The sequence below is a fragment of the Streptomyces sp. NWU339 genome, from assembly GCF_003143855.1.
Taxonomy (GTDB): Bacteria; Actinomycetota; Actinomycetes; order Streptomycetales; family Streptomycetaceae; genus Streptomyces.
The window spans coordinates 22,382-41,918 of sequence record NZ_QFRK01000046.1 but is presented as its reverse complement, the minus strand read 5'-3'; the positions used below and the strand labels follow the sequence as shown (position 1 = coordinate 41,918).

General features: G+C 71.1%; 19 protein-coding genes and 2 pseudogenes. 10 read left to right on the top strand and 11 right to left on the bottom strand.

Translation table 11 applies throughout. The features are described 5' to 3' along the window. Window positions 1-4: 4 nt before the first annotated feature. From DIZ27_RS34880 to DIZ27_RS47745, 5 genes and pseudogenes are all read left to right on the top strand, one after another. Window positions 5-2,311: a tetratricopeptide repeat protein gene (locus DIZ27_RS34880; protein WP_109382434.1), complete on the top strand. Its 2,307-nt coding sequence runs from the start codon at window positions 5-7 to the stop codon at window positions 2,309-2,311. A gap of 74 nt (window positions 2,312-2,385) precedes the next feature. Beyond that, window positions 2,386-3,774, top strand: coding sequence for a VWA domain-containing protein (locus tag DIZ27_RS34875; RefSeq protein ID WP_109382433.1), 1,389 nt, complete (start codon window positions 2,386-2,388; stop codon window positions 3,772-3,774). Further along, complete coding sequence (locus tag DIZ27_RS34870) at window positions 3,771-4,793, top strand: hypothetical protein (protein ID WP_109382419.1); 1,023 nt, start codon at window positions 3,771-3,773, stop codon at window positions 4,791-4,793. The genes DIZ27_RS34875 and DIZ27_RS34870 overlap by 4 nt, the downstream gene beginning before the upstream one ends. Further along, window positions 4,790-6,067 (top strand): ABC transporter substrate-binding protein, encoded by a 1,278-nt coding sequence (locus DIZ27_RS34865; protein WP_109382418.1) that lies wholly within the window; start codon window positions 4,790-4,792, stop codon window positions 6,065-6,067. The genes DIZ27_RS34870 and DIZ27_RS34865 overlap by 4 nt, the downstream gene beginning before the upstream one ends. A 228-nt stretch (window positions 6,068-6,295) precedes the next feature. After that, window positions 6,296-6,562, top strand: a pseudogene (locus tag DIZ27_RS47745) (potassium-transporting ATPase subunit KdpA); the annotation flags it as partial. A 36-nt stretch (window positions 6,563-6,598) separates the two neighbouring features. Here the strand turns inward: DIZ27_RS47745 and DIZ27_RS34855 are convergent. From DIZ27_RS34855 to DIZ27_RS34835, 5 genes are all read right to left on the bottom strand, one after another. Further along, complete coding sequence (locus DIZ27_RS34855; RefSeq protein WP_258308680.1) at window positions 6,599-7,240, bottom strand: TrkA family potassium uptake protein; 642 nt, start codon at window positions 7,238-7,240, stop codon at window positions 6,599-6,601. Between the two features lie 70 nt (window positions 7,241-7,310). Then, complete coding sequence (locus tag DIZ27_RS34850; protein ID WP_309074940.1) at window positions 7,311-8,681, bottom strand: potassium transporter TrkG; 1,371 nt, start codon at window positions 8,679-8,681, stop codon at window positions 7,311-7,313. A 189-nt stretch (window positions 8,682-8,870) separates the two neighbouring features. Further along, complete coding sequence (locus DIZ27_RS34845; protein WP_109382414.1) at window positions 8,871-9,251, bottom strand: hypothetical protein; 381 nt, start codon at window positions 9,249-9,251, stop codon at window positions 8,871-8,873. 104 nt (window positions 9,252-9,355) lie between these two features. Then, window positions 9,356-9,547: a DUF397 domain-containing protein gene (locus tag DIZ27_RS34840; RefSeq protein ID WP_109382413.1), complete on the bottom strand. Its 192-nt coding sequence runs from the start codon at window positions 9,545-9,547 to the stop codon at window positions 9,356-9,358. Beyond that, complete coding sequence (locus DIZ27_RS34835) at window positions 9,544-10,431, bottom strand: helix-turn-helix transcriptional regulator (RefSeq protein ID WP_109382412.1); 888 nt, start codon at window positions 10,429-10,431, stop codon at window positions 9,544-9,546. Before DIZ27_RS34835 ends, DIZ27_RS34840 begins: the two co-directional genes overlap by 4 nt. 319 nt (window positions 10,432-10,750) lie before the next feature. Here DIZ27_RS34835 and DIZ27_RS34830 point away from each other — a divergent pair, with 319 nt between their 5' ends. From DIZ27_RS34830 to DIZ27_RS34815, 4 genes are all read left to right on the top strand, one after another. After that, window positions 10,751-10,975, top strand: coding sequence for a DUF397 domain-containing protein (locus tag DIZ27_RS34830; RefSeq protein ID WP_109382411.1), 225 nt, complete (start codon window positions 10,751-10,753; stop codon window positions 10,973-10,975). Between the two features lie 85 nt (window positions 10,976-11,060). Next, entirely contained in the window at window positions 11,061-11,528 is a 468-nt protein-coding gene (locus tag DIZ27_RS34825; RefSeq protein WP_109382410.1) for a hypothetical protein, read from the top strand. 126 nt (window positions 11,529-11,654) lie between these two features. Further along, window positions 11,655-12,662: a hypothetical protein gene (locus tag DIZ27_RS34820; RefSeq protein WP_109382409.1), complete on the top strand. Its 1,008-nt coding sequence runs from the start codon at window positions 11,655-11,657 to the stop codon at window positions 12,660-12,662. 187 nt (window positions 12,663-12,849) lie between these two features. Further along, complete coding sequence (locus DIZ27_RS34815) at window positions 12,850-13,299, top strand: ATP-binding protein (protein ID WP_109382408.1); 450 nt, start codon at window positions 12,850-12,852, stop codon at window positions 13,297-13,299. Window positions 13,300-13,333: 34 nt separating this feature from the next. Here the strand turns inward: DIZ27_RS34815 and DIZ27_RS34810 are convergent, their stop codons facing one another. The 5 genes from DIZ27_RS34810 to DIZ27_RS34790 all read right to left on the bottom strand — a co-directional run bounded on the left by DIZ27_RS34810 (window position 13,334) and on the right by DIZ27_RS34790 (window position 18,193). Continuing rightward, window positions 13,334-14,653: a hypothetical protein gene (locus DIZ27_RS34810; protein ID WP_109382407.1), complete on the bottom strand. Its 1,320-nt coding sequence runs from the start codon at window positions 14,651-14,653 to the stop codon at window positions 13,334-13,336. A gap of 260 nt (window positions 14,654-14,913) precedes the next feature. Continuing rightward, window positions 14,914-15,126, bottom strand: a complete 213-nt coding sequence (locus tag DIZ27_RS34805; protein ID WP_109382406.1) for a hypothetical protein — start codon at window positions 15,124-15,126, stop codon at window positions 14,914-14,916. A gap of 380 nt (window positions 15,127-15,506) precedes the next feature. After that, window positions 15,507-15,863 (bottom strand): DoxX family protein, encoded by a 357-nt coding sequence (locus DIZ27_RS34800; protein ID WP_109382405.1) that lies wholly within the window; start codon window positions 15,861-15,863, stop codon window positions 15,507-15,509. A gap of 187 nt (window positions 15,864-16,050) precedes the next feature. Then, window positions 16,051-16,992 (bottom strand): sigma-70 family RNA polymerase sigma factor, encoded by a 942-nt coding sequence (locus DIZ27_RS34795; RefSeq protein WP_109382404.1) that lies wholly within the window; start codon window positions 16,990-16,992, stop codon window positions 16,051-16,053. A gap of 10 nt (window positions 16,993-17,002) precedes the next feature. Then, window positions 17,003-18,193 (bottom strand): NAD(P)/FAD-dependent oxidoreductase, encoded by a 1,191-nt coding sequence (locus DIZ27_RS34790; protein WP_109382403.1) that lies wholly within the window; start codon window positions 18,191-18,193, stop codon window positions 17,003-17,005. 323 nt (window positions 18,194-18,516) lie between these two features. Here DIZ27_RS34790 and DIZ27_RS48940 point away from each other — a divergent pair. Further along, window positions 18,517-18,699: pseudogene (locus tag DIZ27_RS48940) on the top strand (ATP-binding protein); the annotation flags it as partial. Between the two features lie 414 nt (window positions 18,700-19,113). Here the strand turns inward: DIZ27_RS48940 and DIZ27_RS34775 are convergent. Continuing rightward, window positions 19,114-19,491 carry a DUF4267 domain-containing protein gene (locus DIZ27_RS34775; RefSeq protein WP_109382402.1) on the bottom strand — a complete coding sequence of 126 codons (378 nt, stop codon included), beginning with the start codon at window positions 19,489-19,491 and terminating at the stop codon, window positions 19,114-19,116. Window positions 19,492-19,537: the final 46 nt, after the last annotated feature.

Sequence of the window (19,537 nt, the reverse complement as noted above, 5' to 3'; positions counted from 1 at the left end):
GAAGATGACGATCTGCCCGCACCGGCGCTTCACCGGAGCCCCCTGCGGCGGCACCGTGCTGCCCACCGGCCACTGCGCCGCATGCGGCCGCGCGGAGAACGGCCCCGGGCTGCCCGCCCTTCCCGAGGACCCCCGGGAACGCGGCCCCCGCGAGCTCCTCTCACTCCCCGAGCGAGAGCCACGCCCCGCCGAGGAACGCCTCGTCCGGCCCGAGGCGCCGCTGCGCATCCGCATGGACTGCTCGTCCACCGGCTGCGGCATCACCTTCGCCCCGCCCTACACCGAGGGCCCGGTGCCGATCAAGGGATTCTGCCCGGTCTGCGGCGAGCGCTACTCGTACCAGCCCGAACTCGCCAAGGGCGACATGCTGCGCGACCAGTACAGGATCATGGGACCCATCGCGCACGGCGGGCAGGGCTGGGTCTACCTCGCCGAGGACACCCATCTCGGTGACGTCGTCGCCGTCAAGGGACTGCTCAACCGGTACGAGCACGACGGCGCCCGGCTCGCCGACGTCGAACGCCGCAACCTCGTCGCCATCCGCCACCCCCGCATCGTGCAGATCCGCGACTTCGTCGCCCGGAGCGACGACACCGGCCAGGTCACCGGCGGCTACATCGTCATGGACGACGTCGGTGACGGCACCCTCGCGAAAGTCGTCGAGGACGTCCGGCTCGGTGAATCCGTCCTCGACATCGAGCACGTCGCGGCGTACGGCTGCCAGATCCTCGAAGCCTTCGTCCACCTGCACGCCGACGGCGAACGGGTCTTCGTGTACGGGGACATGAAGCCCTCCAACGTCGTGCACCACAGGGACGGCATCAAGGTCATCGATCTCGGCGGCATGCGCGAACAGGGCCAGAGCCAGCCGCCCGCCCATGTCACGGCCGACTACACGGCACCCGAGACCGAGACGTCGGCCATGCCCACCGTCGCCCACGACCTGCACACCGTCGGCGCCACCTTGCGGGAACTCGCCCGCTGGGCCGTCGCCGAGGTGCCCGGCCTCGGTACCGCCTCCTTCCAGCGGGTCGTCGATCGTGCCGTCCGGCCCTCCCCGTACCGGCGCTTCGTCGACGCCCGTGAGATGGTCGGCCAACTGCGCGGCGCCCTGCGGGAGATCCGCGCGCTGCGCGGCAAGAGCGACCCGCCCGAGCCCTCCGACTACTTCCGGCCGTCCACCCGGTTGCTCGGCGCCCGGCTCGGCACGGTGCCGGACATCGAACACTGGCTGGACCGCCCCCGCCGCGACCGGTACGAGCCGCCCGTGGCGCCGGCCCTCGACCTCGGCGCCCCCACACCCACCGAGATCGCCGCCTGTCTGCCGGTGCCGAGGCCGTATCCGGGCGATCCGCAGACCGCGCGGTTCGAGGTGAGCAGCGGCTACGCCCCGGGCCAGCTCCTCGAGCAGGAGGACGAGAAGCCGCGCTCGGTGGAGATCTGTCTGCACAACGTGCGCGTTCTGCTGGACCGGAACACCGGGGAGGACCTGGAGCGGGCCCAGGAGGAGCTCGACACGGCCGACTCCATTCCCGGGCCGCCCGCCGTGCGCCGGTGGCGGCTGGAGTGGCATCGCGCCCTGCTCGCGCTGCGCAGCGCCGGCCTCGACGACGATCCGCGGCAGGTCGTCGAGGCCAGGAGACACTTCACGCAGGTCCACCTCGAACTGCCCGGCGAGTACGCGCCCAAACTGGCCCTCGCCTACTGCGCGGAGCGGCTCGACGACGACACGTCCGAGCCCACGGCCAAGGAACTGTACGAGGTGGTGTTCGCCCGCAACCCCGCGCACGGCGGCGCCGCCCTCGGCCTGGCCAGGATCGCGCTCCGCGCGCGCGACCGCCGGGCGGCCATCGATGTGCTCGGCCGGGTCCGGCAGGGCACTCTGGACCACACCGTCGCCCGGATCGCCTCCCTGCGCATCCGCGCGGCCCGGCTGCCCGGAGACGGTGATCCGCTGCCCGCGCCCGCCGAGGTCGACGCGGCGCTGGCCGAACTGCGCGGTCTCGAGGGCGGGAGTCCGGGCGCCGGGGAGCCTCGCCTGTCGGAGGACGAGGCGCTGCGCCTGGGCACCGAACTCCACGAATGGAAACTGGACGCGGTGCACAGCCTCAGCGACCGGCCCGGTTCGCCGGGACGGGATGCCGGACGGCTCGACGCCCGCAGTCTGAGACGCCTGAGCACGCCGGAGCGCGAGTCGCGCAAGCAGCTGGAGGCGCACTACCGGCGACTGGCGGCCCGTCACCATGAGCCGGCCACCCATGAACACCTCGTGGATCTCATGCACGCGGTACGGCCCCAGACCGTGTTCTGACCGCACGGCACGACAGAGCGAACCGGCACCCGGTGTGCCGCGGCGACGAAGGCGAAGGAGCGGTGACGTACGACATGAGCAGCCACACCCGGCCACCGCAGCCGGGCATCCGACTGCACGTCGACCTCGGCGGCGACCTGCGCCCGCACCGGAGCGCGAAGATCGAGGCCCGCCTGCGGGTCGACGTGGCCGCCGACGGTGCGCCCACCGACCTGCCCGCGGTCCAACTCGCCGTGATCATCGCGGTGGACGTCGCCGAACGCAACCGGGCAGCCGTCCGGCACGCCCTGCCGTCGGCGCTGCGCGCCCTGCCCGACCGCATCTCCTTCGCCGTGCTCGGCAGCGGTCCCGAGCCGGTCCGCTGCTATCCGCGGGGGGACGACGAGTGGGCCGTCGCCGACCGGGAGGAGAGGCGCCGGGCCGCCTTCGTCACGGGATCGCTCCCGCTGCACCGGGAGGGGCCGCGCCCTGCCGGGTACGCCCCGTGGGTGGCCCGATCGCGTGCCCTGCTCGCCGGCCGGCCGGTGTCCGTACGCCACCTGGTGCTGATCACCGATGGCAGCAGCGCCTTCGGGGAGACCCGTCTGGAAGAGGAACTGGAAGCGTGCGCAGGGCAGTTCACCTGTGATGTGTTCGCCGTGGGCGCGGACTGGGCTCCCGACCCCCTGCTGACCCTCGCCGAACGGCTGCACGGCACGGCCGAGTTCGTGGACGACGGACTCGGCCATGCGGTCACTGCCGCCATCCACCGGCTGCGCCGGGTGCACACCCCCCAACTGCCGATCGAAGTGACCGTGCGGCCCTCCGTGCGCCAGGTATCGCTCAGCGAGAAGGCGCCCCGGCCGCACCGCCTCGGCAGGCTGCCCCAGCCCGGCCGGCCGCACCGCTGGAAATTCCCGACCTACCAGTGGCAGCAGGGCAGACGCGACTACCTGCTCACTCTGGTCGCCGACTCCGACGCCGACCCGCTGGAGACCGAGCTGCAGTTCGCCATGGTCTCCATCGGTGATGTCCACGCGCCCGTCATCGCCCGCTGGCACCTCCCCGAGCAGTCCCCGCCCCACGCCCCGACGGGCACCGACAGCGTGCGTGATCTCAACGCCACCGCCAGGATGCGGAGGGCTCTCCGCCAGGGCCTCACCGCTCTTCAGGAACACCGACCGGACACCGCCGAGGACCACCTGGGCCAGGCCGCCCGGCTGGCGGCGCGATTCGGCACGGACTGGGTGCTGGAGGAGATCCGCACGGTCGCCGACATCGAGGACGCGGCCGCGGGGCTGGTCCGGCCGCGCGCCGTCGACGCCGGCGCCCTCGGCCCGCTGATCCTGCGCGCCGGGTCCCGGCCCGGCGGGCCCCTGGCCGACGCCGTCGGTACGCGGCCGGGCCCGCGCTGCGGCGGCTGCGGCACCCCGGCCGGGAGCGAGGCCCGTTACTGCATCGCATGCGGGGAGAAGCTGCTGTGACGACCGGACGCGCCGCCTCCTGGCACCGGTTCTCCCCCGCCGCTTTCTGGCGCCGGAGGCTGAGCCCCTGGCGGACCCGCCGGCTGCTGGAGGTGCATCTGCTGGTTCTGTTCCTGCTCACGGCCGTGGCGTCGACCGCCCTGTTCCTCTCCTGTCGTCAGGTCCAGCACAGCGCCGAAGCGCTCGCGTCCCGCGAGGCGCCGGCCGTGCAGGGGCTCGCCGCCACCCGGCTCGCGGCCCTGCGGGCCGAGCAGGAGGCCCGCATCCTGGTGGAAATGGACCTCATCGACGTCACGGGCTCGGGCGAGGCCTACCGGTCCCAGCTCTCGGCCGCCGACCAGGGCCTGTCCCGGATCGCCGACCGCACGGACCAGGACCTCGGCACGGTCAAGGGCCTGCTCGCCACCTACAGCGACTCGCTCGGCCTCGGCACGTCCCCTTACCCTGGCCCGTCCCTCATGCGGGAGCAGAAACTCAAGGAAGCGCACTCGCTGCTCACCCGCGATTCGGTGGGACTCGTACCCCGTCTGGACGCACTGCAGCAAGTCCAGCTGAGGCACGCCGAAGCCACAGCCACCATGGGGCAGTGGCAGCGCGGCGGGTGGTGGCTCGCCGAACTCGCCCTGGCCCTGGTGGGGTTGACCCTGCTCTCGGCGTTGTTCGTGCTGCGCGACCGCTGCGGCCGTGACTGGAATCCGTACCTGCTCGCGGCCTTCGTGCTCACCGTACTGCTCGCGGTGGTCCCGCTGACGGCGATGTCCTCCACCCAGGACGACCTCGACGGGGCGATCAAGGATCTGCGGCAGATCACCCACGTGTCCCGGGAAAGCGACACGGAGCCGGCCGACGCACAGCAGGACGTCACGAAGACGTCGGAGGAGGTCCGGGAGAAGACGGCCGATGACGCCTGGACCACCCCGGTGTACCAGGGCACCTTCGTCGGCAGCCTGCTGGCCGTCGTCCTGCCCGCGCTGGGGCTCGGTCTCCGGCTCGACAACGACTACTGGAGGCGACGGTGACCCGGCGGTTCAAGATGCTGATCCTCATCATGGTCATGCTGCTGATCACCGCCGGCGGCATGGTGGTGGTCTGGTCGCAGCACGACGACGAGGAGCCGGTGACCATCCTCGGAACGTGGACGGCCAAGCAGGCGGAGCACTTCGAAGCCCTGCTGCACGGCTTCGGCATCCCCTTCCGCTACCAGGGCACCGCGGCCCAACGGGATGTGCTGCTCTCCAAGGTGCAGTCGGGGGAGCCCCCGGACATCGTGATCATGCCGGGCCTCGGCGAACTCGCCGAATACGCCGATCAGGAGCTCCTCAAACCACTGAACCGGCTCTACGAGCCGCAGGAGTACGGTGCCCCCTGGAAGCCGACCGGCTCGCCCTCCGAACACGTCTACTGGGTCCCGGTCAAGGCGGACCTGAAGAGCATCGTCTGGTACCGCCAGGGTCACAAGCCTGCCCATAAGCCTGCTCAACTGAGGAGTTGGTGCATCGGCATGGGGGACGACGGTGCCTCCGGCTGGCCCGGCACCGACTGGATCGAGGACCTCGTGCTGCAACGCGAGGGCCCGGACGTCTACGAGAAGTGGGCGCTGGGCACGGGCGAGGTGGAGTGGTGGCGGAGTGATCCGGTGCGCACGGCCTGGAAGGCGTGGGCCGAGCTGCTCCAGCAGGACGAGGACGCGGCCGAGGACGCTCTGCTCACCGACCACCGCGGCGCCCCGGACGACAACGGGCTGCTGTTCGCCGACCGGGGCAGGTGCGCCCTGGAGCACCAGGGCTCCTTCGCGCTCTCCTTCTACAAGGACGACGCGGAGCACGCAGACCTGATGGACTCCGCTCCGCTCCTGCCCGGAGGCGGCAGCCGGGTCCGGGCCCACGAGGTGACCGGCGACTTCGCGGCGCTGTTCAGCGACCGCCCCCAGGCCCGTGAACTGATCCGCCGACTGGCCTCCAGGGAGGGTCAGCAGAGGTGGGCCGGCCTTGCGGACGTCTTCTCGGCGAATCGTCGGGTGAAGTTGGAAAAGTCACAGGACGACGCGGTCGAAGGCAAGATCGCACAACGGCTCGGTGAAGGCCCCCGCTGCCTGGACGCCTCGGACGTCATGGCACCCGCCGTGCGGGACGCCTTCTACGAGGCCGTCCTGCTGACCATCGCAAGGGTCGCCACCGGCCAGGACCCCGACATCGAGGGTGTCCTCCACGATGTGCAGAGGATGCAGGACGCTCAGCCCGCCCGAGGCGCCGCCAGCAGAGCGGCTCCGAAGACGGTGTGCAGTAAGCGGTGAGCGATGGGGCGGCGCCTGCCGCAGGTGGCGCGACGGCGGCATCGCCATCGTCGTCGGTGCGACTCACGGCTCACCGGGCCGGTGCAGAGGCGTTCCCAGCCGCGGCGGGGCCGGCGAAGCCGTTGGCGGTGGCCTTGTCGGGGGGCCCGCGGGCGAGTTCGTCTACGGCGATACGGCGGCAGCGCGCCGGTGCCGGCCGAGCGCAGCCCAACGTCAAAACTCCCTGGCGCGCACGGCGGTGCGGGCTCCGGCCTCTACGACATGCTGATCATTGCGGTCATCGTCATGTTCATCGCGGGACTCATGGTCGGCCGCACTTCCGAGTATTCGGGCAAGAAGATCGGCACCCGCGGGATCAAGCCGGCCGCCTGCTACCTCCTCGTCACCCCGGCCACGGTGCTCATCTTCACGGCCGCGACCAAGGCACTGTCGACCCCGGTCAACTCGGTGATCACCTCCGGCGCGCACGGATTCTCCGAGATCCGGTACGCCTGGTGTCTGAGGCCGTAGTGCCTGCGTTGACGGTGCGTCTCACCGGTCCAGCTCCGCGAACATCTCCACCTCCCGGGTCCTGCCCGTGACGATGATGACGTCGCCGGGGTGGACGACCGTCTCGGCGGTGGCGTGAGTGAAGTCGGCGCCGGGGCGTTTGATGCCGACGACGGTGACGCCGTACGTACTGCGCACCCGGCTCTCGCCCAGCGGGATCCCACCGACGACCTTCGGGGCGAGCGTCTTGATCAGCGCGTAATCGCTGTCGAAGGCGATGAAGTCCAGCATCCGGCCGGTGACCAGGTGGGCCACGCGCTCGCCCATGTCGTGCTCGGGCAGGACGATGTGGTGGGCACCGATGCGTTCCAGGATCTGGCCGTGCTGCCGGGTGGTGGCCCGGACCCAGATGGCGGCCACGCCGGCGTCGACGAGGTTGGAGGTGGTCAGGATGCTGGCCTCCAGGTCGGTGCCGATACCGACCACCACGCGGGAGAACCCGCCGACGCCGAGCTGCGCCAGCGCAGCGGGGTCGGTGCAGTCCGCGGCGGCGACCTGGGTCAGCTCTTCGCCGACCTTCTGGACGACGCCGACGTCGGCGTCGATGCCGAGCACGTCCCAGCCACGCCGCATCAGCTCCGCCGCCACGGACTGCCCGAAACGGCCGAGACCGATCACCGCCACTCTGGAATCGCGGGCCGGGCGACGGTCGGCGGAACGCCGATGTCGGTGTGGACGCAGTGACTTGAAGTGGTCAGCCAATGACGGGTCGCTCCTCGGGCAGGGTGTACCGGCGGTCGCGCTGCCGCAGTGCGAGCGCGCTGGCGAGAGTGATCGGGCCGACGCGCCCGACGAACATCATGACGATGAGGGTGAGTTGGCCCGCTGCGGGAAGGCTCCCGGTGATGCCGGTACTCAGGCCGACCGTGCCGAAGGCAGAGACGGCCTCGAACAGGATCGCCAGGACCGCGTCAGCTCTTTCCTTGGTGGCGGCGAGCAGCACCAACGTGCCCGCCATGACGAGACCCACACCCAGCAGCGCCACGGTGAGGGCCTGGCGCAGCGTGGCCGGGGAGAGCCGGCGGCCCATGATGTCCGCGTCGGTGCGCCCGCGGACCTCGGCCAGGATCGCCGCTCCCAGAACCGCGAACGTGGTGACCTTGATGCCGCCCGCGGTACCCGCGCTGCCGCCGCCGATGAACATCAGCACGCAGATGCCCAGGAGGGTGGCCGGTTCCATGGCACCGGTGTCGACGGTGTTGAAGCCGGCGGTACGCGAGCTGGCAGCGGTGAAGAACCCGTCCAGCAGCTTGTCCCCCCATTCCAGGGGTCCGAGGGTCCTCGGGTTGCTCCACTCCAGCGCGCAGGTCAGGACGGTGCCGACGGTGAGCAGGACCGCGGAGGTGAGGAGGGTGAGCCGGGTGTGCAGGGACCAGCGGTGCCGGGTGCCGCCGCGGGCGCCCGGGCGGCTGCGCAGCAGTTCGAACAGTACGGGGAAGCCGAGGGCACCGAGCACACAGGCGACGGCGATCGGCAGGACGATCCAGGGATCGTGCGCATAGCCGACGAGGTTGTCGTCGCGCAGCCCGAACCCGGCGTTGCTGAAGGCGGAGATCCCGTAGAAGATCCCGTGGTAGACGGCGTTTCCGGCCGTCAGGCCATAGCCGATGTGGAAACGGACCGTGAGCACGGCGGCCGTGGCCAGTTCGATGGCCAGCGTGATGCCCGCGACTCCCAGGACCACCCGACGGACGTCACCGACGCTGAGGCTCCTCTCCGCCTGTGTGGCGAGCTGTGTCCGCAGTCGCAGCCGACCGGAGACGAGCAGGGCCAGCAGCGACGCGAGCGTCATGATGCCGAACCCGCCGATCTGGATCAGAGCCAGGACCACGCCCTCGCCGAACGCGCTCCAGTGGCTGCCGGTCCCCACGAGGGGAAACCCGCCGCTGACCGCTCCCGTGGAGGTGAACAGGGCAGTCAGTACGCTGGTCTCCCTGCCGGGCTCGGTGGCGGCCGGCAGCATCAGCAGGGCCGCACCCAGCACGACGGCGAACGCGAAGGCCAGGACGACGCCACGGGCGGGATAGAGGGCCAGCCGGGACCACCGGGCCCAAGTCGTACCCACGGCCACCAGCAACCTCCGATGCCCCTCCGCCACATTTCCTGTCGTGCCCCGTCGCACGAGGAGGCCGGTGAACGCGGCCACCTGCCCACAGCATCCCTCCCAGAGCGGGCGTACGGAACGCGCCACGACGTCGAGAAGGCGTGGGAACCGGCTGATGGCGGTGCGCCGTGTGCGGGTCACCGTGTGGCGTCACGGGTTCCGCGGGCGCCCGTGCGCCGGCGCGGGAACCGGCCGTGCGCGGTTCGGTCCAGGGCGTCGCCGTCGCTCCGGGCCAGGGTCCGGCGGACCCTCGTTTCCGCAGGCGGGCGCCGCTGTGGAAACAGTGGCGGCGTCCGTTCCGGCGTCGGCTCGTTCCAGGAGCCGACGGAACTCCTGCGGCAGGGTTTCCGTGCCGTCGGCGCAGAGACCGGCGACGTGGTCGAGCAGCGCGGTCACAGTGACGAGCGGGCACACCCGGTCCGCCATGACGGTCGCACGCATGGTCCGGATGAAACGCCGCAGCGCGTCGTCGAGGTACGGCGTTCCCCGGGAGTCCCGCACCGCGGCGGCGATGTTCAGGACCCTCTTCATCGGACCGTCAATGAAGAGACGTGTGGTGTGCGGGACCAAGGGCTCCCGAACGCGGCGAGGGCGTGCCGTCCGCTGCTCCAGCGGACGGCACGCCCGCCAATCTCTCAGCGCTCTGACGCGAACCGGACGAACTGCCCCCAGCCTTCGCGGCCGACGGCGAAGGCCGGGCGGGCCACGTCCTTGGAGTCCCGGACGTGGACGGCCTGTTCGGCGATCGCGATCTCCACACAGCTGTCGCCCTGGCTGCCGCTGTAGCTGGACTTGAACCAGGCGAGTTCCGACGTACCGCTGTTCATAGCTCTCCTCGCAGTCGCTCCAGCAGGTCCCGGGATTCTGTCGGGTTCAGGGCCTGCGAGCGCAGTGTGTCATAGCGTTGGCAGAGCAGAATCATCTCTTTCGGGTCGGAGATCAGCCGACCGTTCTGCTGCCCCTCGGAGTACCCGAGCCGTCGCCCCTCCGAGGTCTCCAGGATCTGCAGGGGGCCATCCAGGCACGCGTGCAACCGAGCCTCCACCGGCACCACCTGAAGCGTCACGTTACGCGGGGCGGTGAGTTCAAGGACATGGTCCACCAGCCCGCACATCGCCTCCGCGTCCCCGAACCCCCGCCGGAACACGTGCTCCTCGACGATGAAGCTGAACGGCACCGTCGGCCGCTCCCGCATCATCGCCTGCCGCTCCATACGTGCGGCAAGCTGCACTTCCAACTCCTCGTCGGTCCGCAGCGGAATCGTGCCCTCGAACACCGCCCGCGCATACGCCTCCGACTGCAACAACCCCGGCACCAACCGGCACTCATACGTGCACAGGCTCACCGCCTCCCGCTCCAGCCGAGCCCACCGCCGGAACCACGCCGCCAGCCCCGCCTCCCCCCGCGTCAGATGCCGCGCGGCCTTCCGCAGCGCGCCCGTGTTGCCCAGGGCCTCCTCCGCCCGCTCCACGAACGCCTCGTCCGGCATCCGCCGCCCCAACTCCACCGACTCCACGGTGTGCTTGGAGTACTGGACCCGGGCGCCGAGGTCGACCCGGCTGAGCCCCGCGTGCTCGCGCAGCGCCTGGACGACGGCGCCGAACGTCCGCAGGCTGTCCGACGGATGCGGCTCCCGCTCCCACTCCCCCACCGGAACCACCCGCGCACCGGCGCTCCCGGCCGCCTCCCCCTCAACTCCGACCACGTCCATCCGCCGCCCCTTTCCTCTCCTCCGTACCGCACCGCGACGGCTCCTCACGCCGCCCGCATTCGCCTCCAGCCTGACGGACAATCAGACGTACCGTCCACTCTTCGTGTCCGTACGCTGACTCAGCGTACGGGGTGCCACACTCGTCCCCGCCCCGTCCGCCCGCCACTCTGAGGTCACGGAAAGCGAGGAGAAACCGCCCGTGCCCGCCGGTCACCTGCGGAAACCCCGGGCGACCTGTCTCCCCTCCCGTGAACTCCCGCCCGCCACGGGCGGCGGCGGCCGGTCCTGGCCGCGTTCAGACGAGCTGGAAGGTGCAGAGATGCAGAACGGAACCAACCTGTACGCGCTCGACATCAGCGGGGCCTCGTTCACGAAGGCGTGCGGCGGCCCCTGCACCGAGGGGTGCGTGACCCTGGCCCGGATCGGCGAGGACGCCTGGGCCCTGGGCGACAGCAAGCAGCCGGACGCGCAGCCGCTGCGGTTCACCACGGAGGAACTGGACGCCGCCGGTATCGACCCGGCGCGCTTCGGCCTCGGCGCCTGACCCTCCTTCCCCTCCCCTCCCTGCCGCCGGCCGGACCGGGTCCCTCCCCGCGTCCGGCCGGCGCTTCTCGAAACGGGAACAGCTCGTGCACCACCACGCTTATCTGTGGACCGGCCCGAAGGAACGCTTCGACGACGAGGCCCTGCGGCGGCCCCCGCACCCCGATCCGCCCCCGGCCGGAGGCAGGCCGGAACTGATCGAGCGCTACCGCCAGGTGGCCGCGGAGTTCCGAACGTCGGACCTCCCGCCCCTGGAGACGGCGTACTGGCTCGTCAAGCCCCGCTCACTGGTGCGGGGCACCTGGGACGAGGCGAAGGAGGCGGCGGCCTGGCTCGGTGAGCGGCTGGCCGAGTACACCCCGCGGTTCGCGTCGGAGAGCGACCGGGACACCGCGCGCCTGGCCCGGCTGGTGGACGCCGCCGCCGAACGACTGCGCTCGGGCGCCGACGTGTCGTACGGCCACTACCTCGAACGCCCCTCGTACCTCTCCCTGGCCGTGGTCACGTGCTCCCCCAACCGCGCGGTCCCCGGACTGTCCTGCCCGTGCGCGTAGAGCAGACTCGGCACTCGCCCCCGCCCTGACCGCACGCCTCGGCGCCGACCCCGGAGACTTCCACCAAACGGGTGATCACACCTCAAAAGCCAACGAATGTTCTTGCTTCGCGCATAGTTTCACGTCATGCCCAACGTCAGTCACGACACCCTGCACGGCTTCCTGCCGGGACGTCCGAAAGCGCTGAACCGTGCGCTGGACCTCCTGGACCTCGGAATCCCGCCCGGTGTCACCACCGAGACCCTTGCGACGGACGCATCCAGCGCCCCGAAGATGTTCACCCGGCAGATGGACTCCGTGCTGCGGGTGGTCCGTCCCGACGGGCGCGATCCGTTCATCCTGCTGGTCGAGGCACAGAGCGGCATCGAAACGAAGAAAGAGACCTCGTGGCCGTACTACGTCGCGCACTTGCGTGACCGGTACAAACTCGAGGTCGTCCTGCTGGTCCTGTGCGTGGACACGGCAACAGCAGCATGGGCGGCCAGACCTCTGCGCACCGGCCTGGGGCGCCCCACCCAGATGACAGTGCCTCACGTGCTGGGCCCGGCCAACGTTCCGCGTGTCAGCCGGATCCAGGATGCCTCAGCCGACCTGGACTTCGCCGCCTTCTGTCTGTGGATCCACAGCAACGACCCGGACATCGAGGGCATACTGACGGTAATGGGCGAGGCGTTGGCCCAGGACACGGACCGCGAAGCGCGGGACGACCTGGCGGGACTGATCGAGGACGGCTTGGGCAGCGAACACGCCCGGAAAATCTGGAGGAACCTGATGGAAACCCTCTTCACCCCCAGGCAAGGCACCATCGTGGGCGACGCCCGCCTCGCAGGACAGGAAGAAGGACTCAAGGAAGGACGCGAGGAAGGACGCGTGGCCGGAAAGGCCGAGCAACTACTGCGCCTGATGGAGCGCCGCGGCTTCTCGATGACGGAAGAGACCCGACAGCGCGTCATCACCTGCACGGACATGCCGCTCCTGGATCTCTGGTTCGACCGCGCCATCGACGCCACCACCCTCGACGAGATCTTCGCCAGGCCCTCCGCCACGGACCGCGTCCCCGCCCCCGCCCAGAGCCCGGAGCACACCGCAGTCCCCAGCCAAGAGCCGAGGAACCCCGGGCCCTCGGCCACCTGACACCAAAAGCGCACACCCGGCCGCACCCCACTCCGGGGTGCGGCCCGCTCGGTTCATGGCCCGGTCCCCAACGCCTCGTACATGCCCGTTCCGCAAGCGCACCGACTCCTCTCCGCCGCCGTACGGTCACCCCGCGTACGGGGCGCGGCACTCGCCCCTGCCCGCACCCGAGCGCCAGTCTGACGGCATGAACCACGCGACATCCCCAGTGGGCGCCCCCGTCGGCACCTTCACCCAGCTGCTGTCGTCCACGCGGCGCGGCGCCCGTCTCGCCCGGCTCCTCGCCGTGACCGAACTGCGCTCCCGGGGCGCCTCGCGGGAGCTCACGGAGCGTGCCGAACTCGTCGTCGCGGAACTCGCCGCCAACGCCGTCCTGCACGGCCGCGTGCCCGGCCGCTGCTTCCGGCTGACCCTCGCCCTCGACCCCGCCGCGGACCGTCTGCGCGTCAAAGTCACTGACGCCCGCGGGGACTTGTGGCCGTGGCCGGCCCCGGCGGAGGACGGGCCCGACACGCTCCCCCTCGGCGGGCGCGGCCTGGCGCTCGTCACCGCCCTCGCCGACCACTGGGACTGCGTCCCCCACCCGCCCGGCGGCAAGACCGTCCGGGCGGTGCTGACGACACCGGCCGACGGGTGAGGGCGTCGCCCGAGGAGAACGGAAGCCCGCGCGCCTACGCCTCCGCGGACAAGGCGGGGAACACGACCACCGAGCCGTCCCTTTCGCGGGCGATCTCGATCGCCACATCCGTCGGGCGGCCGTTGACCGCGACGCCGTCGCCCAGCCCACGGATCTGGTACGCCGTGCGCATCAGCCGGTCGACCTCACCGGTCGTCAAGACGGGACGCACACTCTTCGGGCGGGCCAGCTCCAACGCCGACAGGCGCAGCAGGACACCGGCAAGGCCCTTCTCCAGCTCGTCGAGGCGCTGCTCGTCGCTCCTCAGCGCGCGGGTGAAGTTCTCGAACAGGTTGTCGGGCTCGTTCTGGGCCTGCTCGACCGCCTGGAGGACGTTGACACGCCGCTTCAACGCGATGGCCAGGGCCGCCAGTTCGAGGTGGGTGCGGAACGTGCCACCCTGATCGTCCACGCCGGGGAACGACTCGGTCAGCGTGCCGATCTCGACGGGCTCACCGTCGGGAAGCCGGTCGAGCGCGCTCGTCCACCGGGCCAGGCGGATGTCAGCCTTGCTCAGTGCCGTGTCGATGGCGTGCACCGCCGAGTCGAGTCCCAGCGAGACACCGAGCTTGCCCTGGTCGAGCAGGATGGCCGTGGCCTTGTCGATGGCGGGACGGCAGCCGTTGAGCGCGCTGTGCTCGTCGTCGAGCTTGTCCGCCTGAAGCTGCTCCAGCAGTTCCGTGATGTGCGCGATGGCCTCCTGCCGCTTGGCGTCGGCATGCGCGCTCACCCCGACCGCCACGGCCATGAGCACGAGCGGAGCGGCCACGGTGAGCAGCGTGCCCCCGGCGGCCGCGGCACCGGCGGTCGCACCGGCCCCGCCGACCGTGCCCGCCGCTGCCGCTCCTTCGACCCGCACGAACGTCGAGTTGGCGACGATCTTGCCCGTCGTCGAATCCACGATGGGGCCGCGGATACCACCGGCCACCGCCTTCGATGGCATCGAGCGGACGATGCCCTGCCCCAACTGTTTGGCGACCTTCGCCGGAACCACCATGACGTACAGCCCCTCGCCGGCAGCCGTCGTCTTGGCTGCCGCGGCGGAACCGCGCGCCGACTGCGTGATCAGCTGCGACAGGTGCTGTGCCAGCGGACTCGCGGCATCGAGCGAGATGCCCCGGCCGCGGTCGAGCTTGTCCGGCAGCGGATGCACCTCGAGCGTGGCGATCGGCCGGTCGGCCAACGCTGCCAGCACACCGCGCAGTTCGGCCAGACGCTCAGCTGTCATCGGCTTGCCCCCGGCCACCGCGGGCACCTGCACATCACCCGTCGCCAGCGTCCACACCGGAACGGTCGCCTTGCGGTAGTCGATCATCTTCCCCCCTGAGTTTTTCCACGACAGCCTACGGCTGACGTCCGACGAGAACAGTTCATTCTCGTCCTTCCGCATCACAGCACCCGGACGTCACTCGTCACACTTCGGACCGTCCCGGAACCGGGCCGGCTTCCTCGCACTCCCGCAACCCCCGTCGCGCCGCCACCCCATCCGCACCCACCCGTGCACCCCCCTCCAGCCGACGCGTGACACGCACGGCTTCGCCCCCACCCGTCGCGGACGTCGGCACCGCGACCCGCTCACCGCCGGTAACGCCATATCTGCCGCAGAGCGAACTCCGAGGCCGGCTCGGCGGCCCCGAGTCCGCTCAGCACCTGGTCCAGGTAATGAAGGGGCCTGCCCAAGTGGGTGACGACCAGGACGCTCAGCAGCGGGCGGTCGGGAACCCGCGGCTTGTCCACCGCGACCGGCAGCTCCCGGCGCTTGGAGTTCGGCAGGTCATACAGTGGCATTCCGGTACGCACGGTCAGCTCGCTCCACGTGAGCGTGGCACCCTTCGCCGCGACATGCGTGCGCCGAACGGGGCGACCAGGACACCCTGCCTGTTGAGGAAGTCCGGTAGCGGGCAAGTGCCGGATTCCACAGACCGGTTGAGGTTGTTCATGCCGTTGGGGTTTCGGGGCGTCCGACGCACCGGGGGTGGCGAGCCGGCAACGGTGCGGTTGATCTTCTGCACCCGGGAGAAGACCGCCATCTCATCGAACCGGTTCAACGGCTGCGCAGAGAAGTCCCGTTCGCCGTGGTCGGGCTCCTCACCCCGCCGGGCCCCACGGCGAAGGGGCGCCGGGGGGGGAGAAGTCGCACGACAAGATGACGCATGCTCTCCGATCCGTCACCAGGGGCCGTGGTGGAGCAGGCCCAGGACGAGGGCGGCCACCACGGTGGCCAGGAACACTATCCCGCCCACGATGTCGCGGGAGCCCACCCGCAGGTGGGCGATGATCGCGCCGATGAAGTACAGCACGAGGCCGGAGGCGGCGAGGGTTCCCAGAACCGGCACGGCGAGCCCGGCCAGCAGCCCCACGGTGCCCGCTGCCAGTAACGCGCCCAGTACCGGTACGTACTTCCGGGGAATGCCCTTCATGTCCGCCTGGCTCTTGGGGTATTCATGGCCGATCAGGTACGTGACGGCGGCGGCGCCGTTGAAGACCGCGCCGAGGATGCTGACCGTGGCGAAGGCAACGAACACGTTCTCTCCGCTCTGCAGGGACTGTGTTGCCGGGCGCTCCGTTGTAAGAGCCGTTCTCCGGATGACGAACCGGCGGCCCGATAAGTGACATCGCCGGGCGAGAGCCACGCACGCGCCCGGCACGGCATCGCGTCCGCGGCCGTGCCCGCGGTGGTCCGGACGCGCCACCGGATTCCGGTGGCTCCGGTCACCATGCGCTGATGACCGGCGCGTCGGGCTCGTGCTGCTGCCAGGCCTCGTTGAGGCGCCCGAGCCGGTCCGCGGCGGCGATGCCGCGCAGGGACGCGACCTTGCCGTCGCCGACTTCGAACGCCACGGCGCCCACGACCCGGCCGTCGACCACGGCGAGGACGGCCGGGGAGCCGTTGACCAGCGCGATGTGGATCGCGGGCGAGCCGCCGGCCAGCCGCCGCTTCGCCGGTGTGGGCTTGAAGCCGGCCCGCACGAAGGAGGCGACCCGCTCGCGCGTCGTGTACCGCAGCAGCCGCTTGCCCAGTCCGGCACCGTCCGAGACCGCCGTCACGTCGTCGGTGAGCAGCTCCACCAACCGTTCGGTGCGCCCCGACATGGCGGCGGCGAGGAACTCCTCGACGACCCGGCGCGCGGACGCCGGGTCCACCTCGCCGTCGCCGCGGCGGCGCTCGGTGGTGACCCGACGTCGGGCCCGGTGGACATGCTGCTGGCTCGCGGACTCGGTGATGTCGAGGATCTGGGCGATCTCGGCGTGGGGGTACGAGAAGGCCTCACGCAGGACGTAGACGGCCCGCTCGACCGGCGAGAGGCGCTCCATGAGGATCAGTACGGCCAAGGACACCGATTCGCGCTGCTCGAAGGTGTCGGCCGGGCCGAGCATCGGGTCGCCCTCGAGGAGCGGCTCGGGCAGCCAGGCACCGGCCGTTCGCTCGTGGCGCGCCTGCGCCGAGCGGAGCCGGTCGAGGCAGAGATGGGTGACGACCTTGGTCAGCCACGCCTCCGGCACCTCGATGCGTTCGCGGTCCGCGGCCTGCCAGCGCAGGAACGCGTCCTGCACGGCGTCCTCGGCGTCGGCCGCCGAGCCGAGCAGACGGTACGCGAGCGAGGCCAGCCGACCCCGGCTGGCCTCGAACCGATCGATGGCTGCGCTGTCCATGCGGAACAGGCTATGCGGCGGCCCTCACACCGGCCCGGTCCGGTGCGGGGGCCAGGCGGCGCTTGCGCTTCGGCATGCCGAAGGTCGGGTAGGCGATGCTCCACCCGGACCCCTTGAGCACGGCCGCCTTGAACCGCGCGGCGGTCCGGCCGCCCAGGTACCAGGACTTCGACCGGGCGTCCCCGTCCACCATCTGGACGACCGCGTCCCGCCGCCCGAGGCTGATGTGGTTGCCGTAGTACTTCAGCCCGGTGGTCGGAACCTCGCTGCCGGTCAGGCGCGCGATGATCGCGGCGGTCGCCTGCATGTTGGTGAAGCCGGCCGAGGCGCAGGACATCGGCAGCGGCCGGCCGTTCTCGCCGATCGCGTAGGCGCAGTCACCGGCGGCGTACACGTCCGGGTGCGAGACCGAGCGCATGGTGCGGTCGACGACGATCTGGCCGGTCTCGGCGACCTCCAGGCCGGCGGCGGCCGCGATGGGGTGCACGGCGAACCCGGCCGACCACACGGTCACGTCGGCCGGGATGGACCTGCCGTCGGCGGCGATCGCCCGTGTCGGCTCGACGGCTTCGATGCCGGTGTGCTCGTGGACGGTGATGCCGAGCCGGTCGAAGGCCTGGCGCAGGTGGCGGCGGGCCTTCGGGGAGAGCCAGGCGCCCAGCTCGCCGCGGGCGGCGAGCGCGACCGAGAGGTCGGGCCGGGACTCGGCGATCTCGGTGGCGGTCTCGATGCCGGTCAGCCCCTCACCGACGACCAGCACGGTGCCGCCCTCGCCCAGGCCGGCCAGGCGCTCGCGCAGACGCAGCGCCGAGGACCGGCCGGTCACGTCGAAGGCGTACTCGGCCACACCGGGGACACCATGGTCGGCGACGGAGCTGCCGAGGGCGTAGAGAAGCGTGTCGTACGCGAGCTCGCCGTCGCCGTCCTCGCCGGTCACGGCGACGGTCCTGCGCTCGGGGTCGACGCCGGTGACGCGTGCCAGGCGCAGCCGCACCCCGGTGTCCGCGAACACGTCGGCGAGCTTGCGGACCGCGAAGTCCTGGCCGGTCGCGAGCTGGTGGAGCCGCATCCGCTCGACGAAGTCGGGCACGGCGTTGACGACGGTGATCTCGGTGTCGGCGCGGGAGAGCCGGCGGGCCAGGTTTCCGGCGGCGAAGGCCCCGGCGTATCCGGAGCCGAGGACGACGATGCGGTGCTTCATGGCGATGCTCCTGTCTCGTTCGCGTGCCCCTTGAACGAGACGACGCCCCGATTGCTGACAGGAGCCGGGTGTGACGTGGGTCACCAGAAAGAGGTGAGCAGCTGAGCCTCCGACAGGCGCCTGGGCCTGCCCTGGGCAGTCGAAACGGGACGACGGCCGACCACGGCTCGAGACGGCCCGCCATCGGTCGACGTCACACCCGTGCTCACCGCACAACGCGACGGAAGACCCGACGCACCGTCCGCTCTCTGCGCCCGTACGCTGACTCGGTGTACGGGGTGCCGTACTCGTCCCCGCCCGTGCCCGACCGTCACTCTGGCGTCATGAAGCACGCAACGCCCCAAGTCGGCTCCCCCACCGGCACCTTCACGCAACTGCTGTCGTCCACGCGGCGCGGCGCCCGGCTCGCCCGGCTCCTCGCCATGACCGAACTGCGGTCCTGGAGCGCCCCGCCGGACCTCACGGAGCGTGCCGAACTGGTCGTCGCGGAGCCGGCCGCCAACGCCGCCACCCCTGTCTGTCACCGCGTCCGCACATCCCGCTTCGCATCCGAGTTCGGTGGAATCCGGAACCAGCATGCCTCCGGCGACCACACACGGCCATCAACAGGGTTGTTTCCATGGCGAATTGGCGACAGTTGAATACCCGGCCCCACCAGTACCAAGGTCGGATCTGCACTTCCGCCTCGTCGAAGACACCGACCTCGCCATTCTCGTTCGTCTGCGTGACGACGCTGCCCGCCGGATGCTCGCCCAGGGCATCACCGGCCGGTGGCAGCCCGGCCAGCCGGACGAGGACCACTTCCGCAGGACCATGGTGAGCGGTGAGGTCCGGCTCGCCGAAAAACCACACCGGGCACGGAATGAGCCAGCAGGATCGTCAGTGGACGCAAGACCCGGCCCAAGCGGCGTGACAGGCGGTTACGCGACGAGCAGGAGCACGCTGATCGCCAGCATCACCACGGCGGTGGTCCCGTGGATGCCGTAGACGGCCGCCTTGGGCCCGTTGCTGCGCAGCACGATCAGCGCGTCCCCGACGGGTATGCCGGTGGCGGCCAGCATGAACCAGCCCAGCAAGTGGGGTGTCGCTCCAGCCAGCAGGATGAAGATGAAGAGCCCCGAAGCCATGTCGCGCACGGCCTTGACGGACAGCCAGGCCTGGAAGTTCCGGTCCTCGGTCGGCGTGCCGGGGATGCCGAAGCCGGCCGCGGCCTGCGGCGCCCAAAAGGCGCGTGCGCCGACGAAGATGATGCCTGCGCCGATCAGTCCGGCGAGCACGGTGGCGACGTTGGTGAGCATGGGTTGCCTTCCCTCTCGGTGGCAGCGCCCGCAGCGATTCCTAGCG

What these genes read in the sequence shown, in the direction of transcription:
- DIZ27_RS34835 (WP_109382412.1), bottom strand. Translation starts at nt 10,431, where the DNA reads ATGGACGTGGTCGGAGTTGAGGGGGAGGCGGCCGGGAGCGCCGGTGCG.
- DIZ27_RS34830 (WP_109382411.1), top strand. Translation starts at nt 10,751, where the DNA reads ATGCAGAACGGAACCAACCTGTACGCGCTCGACATCAGCGGGGCCTCG.
- DIZ27_RS34875 (WP_109382433.1), top strand. Translation starts at nt 2,386, where the DNA reads ATGAGCAGCCACACCCGGCCACCGCAGCCGGGCATCCGACTGCACGTC.
- DIZ27_RS34820 (WP_109382409.1), top strand. Translation starts at nt 11,655, where the DNA reads ATGCCCAACGTCAGTCACGACACCCTGCACGGCTTCCTGCCGGGACGT.
- DIZ27_RS34815 (WP_109382408.1), top strand. Translation starts at nt 12,850, where the DNA reads ATGAACCACGCGACATCCCCAGTGGGCGCCCCCGTCGGCACCTTCACC.
- DIZ27_RS34775 (WP_109382402.1), bottom strand. Translation starts at nt 19,491, where the DNA reads ATGCTCACCAACGTCGCCACCGTGCTCGCCGGACTGATCGGCGCAGGC.
- DIZ27_RS34790 (WP_109382403.1), bottom strand. Translation starts at nt 18,193, where the DNA reads ATGAAGCACCGCATCGTCGTCCTCGGCTCCGGATACGCCGGGGCCTTC.
- DIZ27_RS34880 (WP_109382434.1), top strand. Translation starts at nt 5, where the DNA reads ATGACGATCTGCCCGCACCGGCGCTTCACCGGAGCCCCCTGCGGCGGC.
- DIZ27_RS34805 (WP_109382406.1), bottom strand. Translation starts at nt 15,126, where the DNA reads ATGCCACTGTATGACCTGCCGAACTCCAAGCGCCGGGAGCTGCCGGTC.
- DIZ27_RS34810 (WP_109382407.1), bottom strand. Translation starts at nt 14,653, where the DNA reads ATGATCGACTACCGCAAGGCGACCGTTCCGGTGTGGACGCTGGCGACG.
- DIZ27_RS34795 (WP_109382404.1), bottom strand. Translation starts at nt 16,992, where the DNA reads ATGGACAGCGCAGCCATCGATCGGTTCGAGGCCAGCCGGGGTCGGCTG.
- DIZ27_RS34840 (WP_109382413.1), bottom strand. Translation starts at nt 9,547, where the DNA reads ATGAACAGCGGTACGTCGGAACTCGCCTGGTTCAAGTCCAGCTACAGC.
- DIZ27_RS34845 (WP_109382414.1), bottom strand. Translation starts at nt 9,251, where the DNA reads ATGAAGAGGGTCCTGAACATCGCCGCCGCGGTGCGGGACTCCCGGGGA.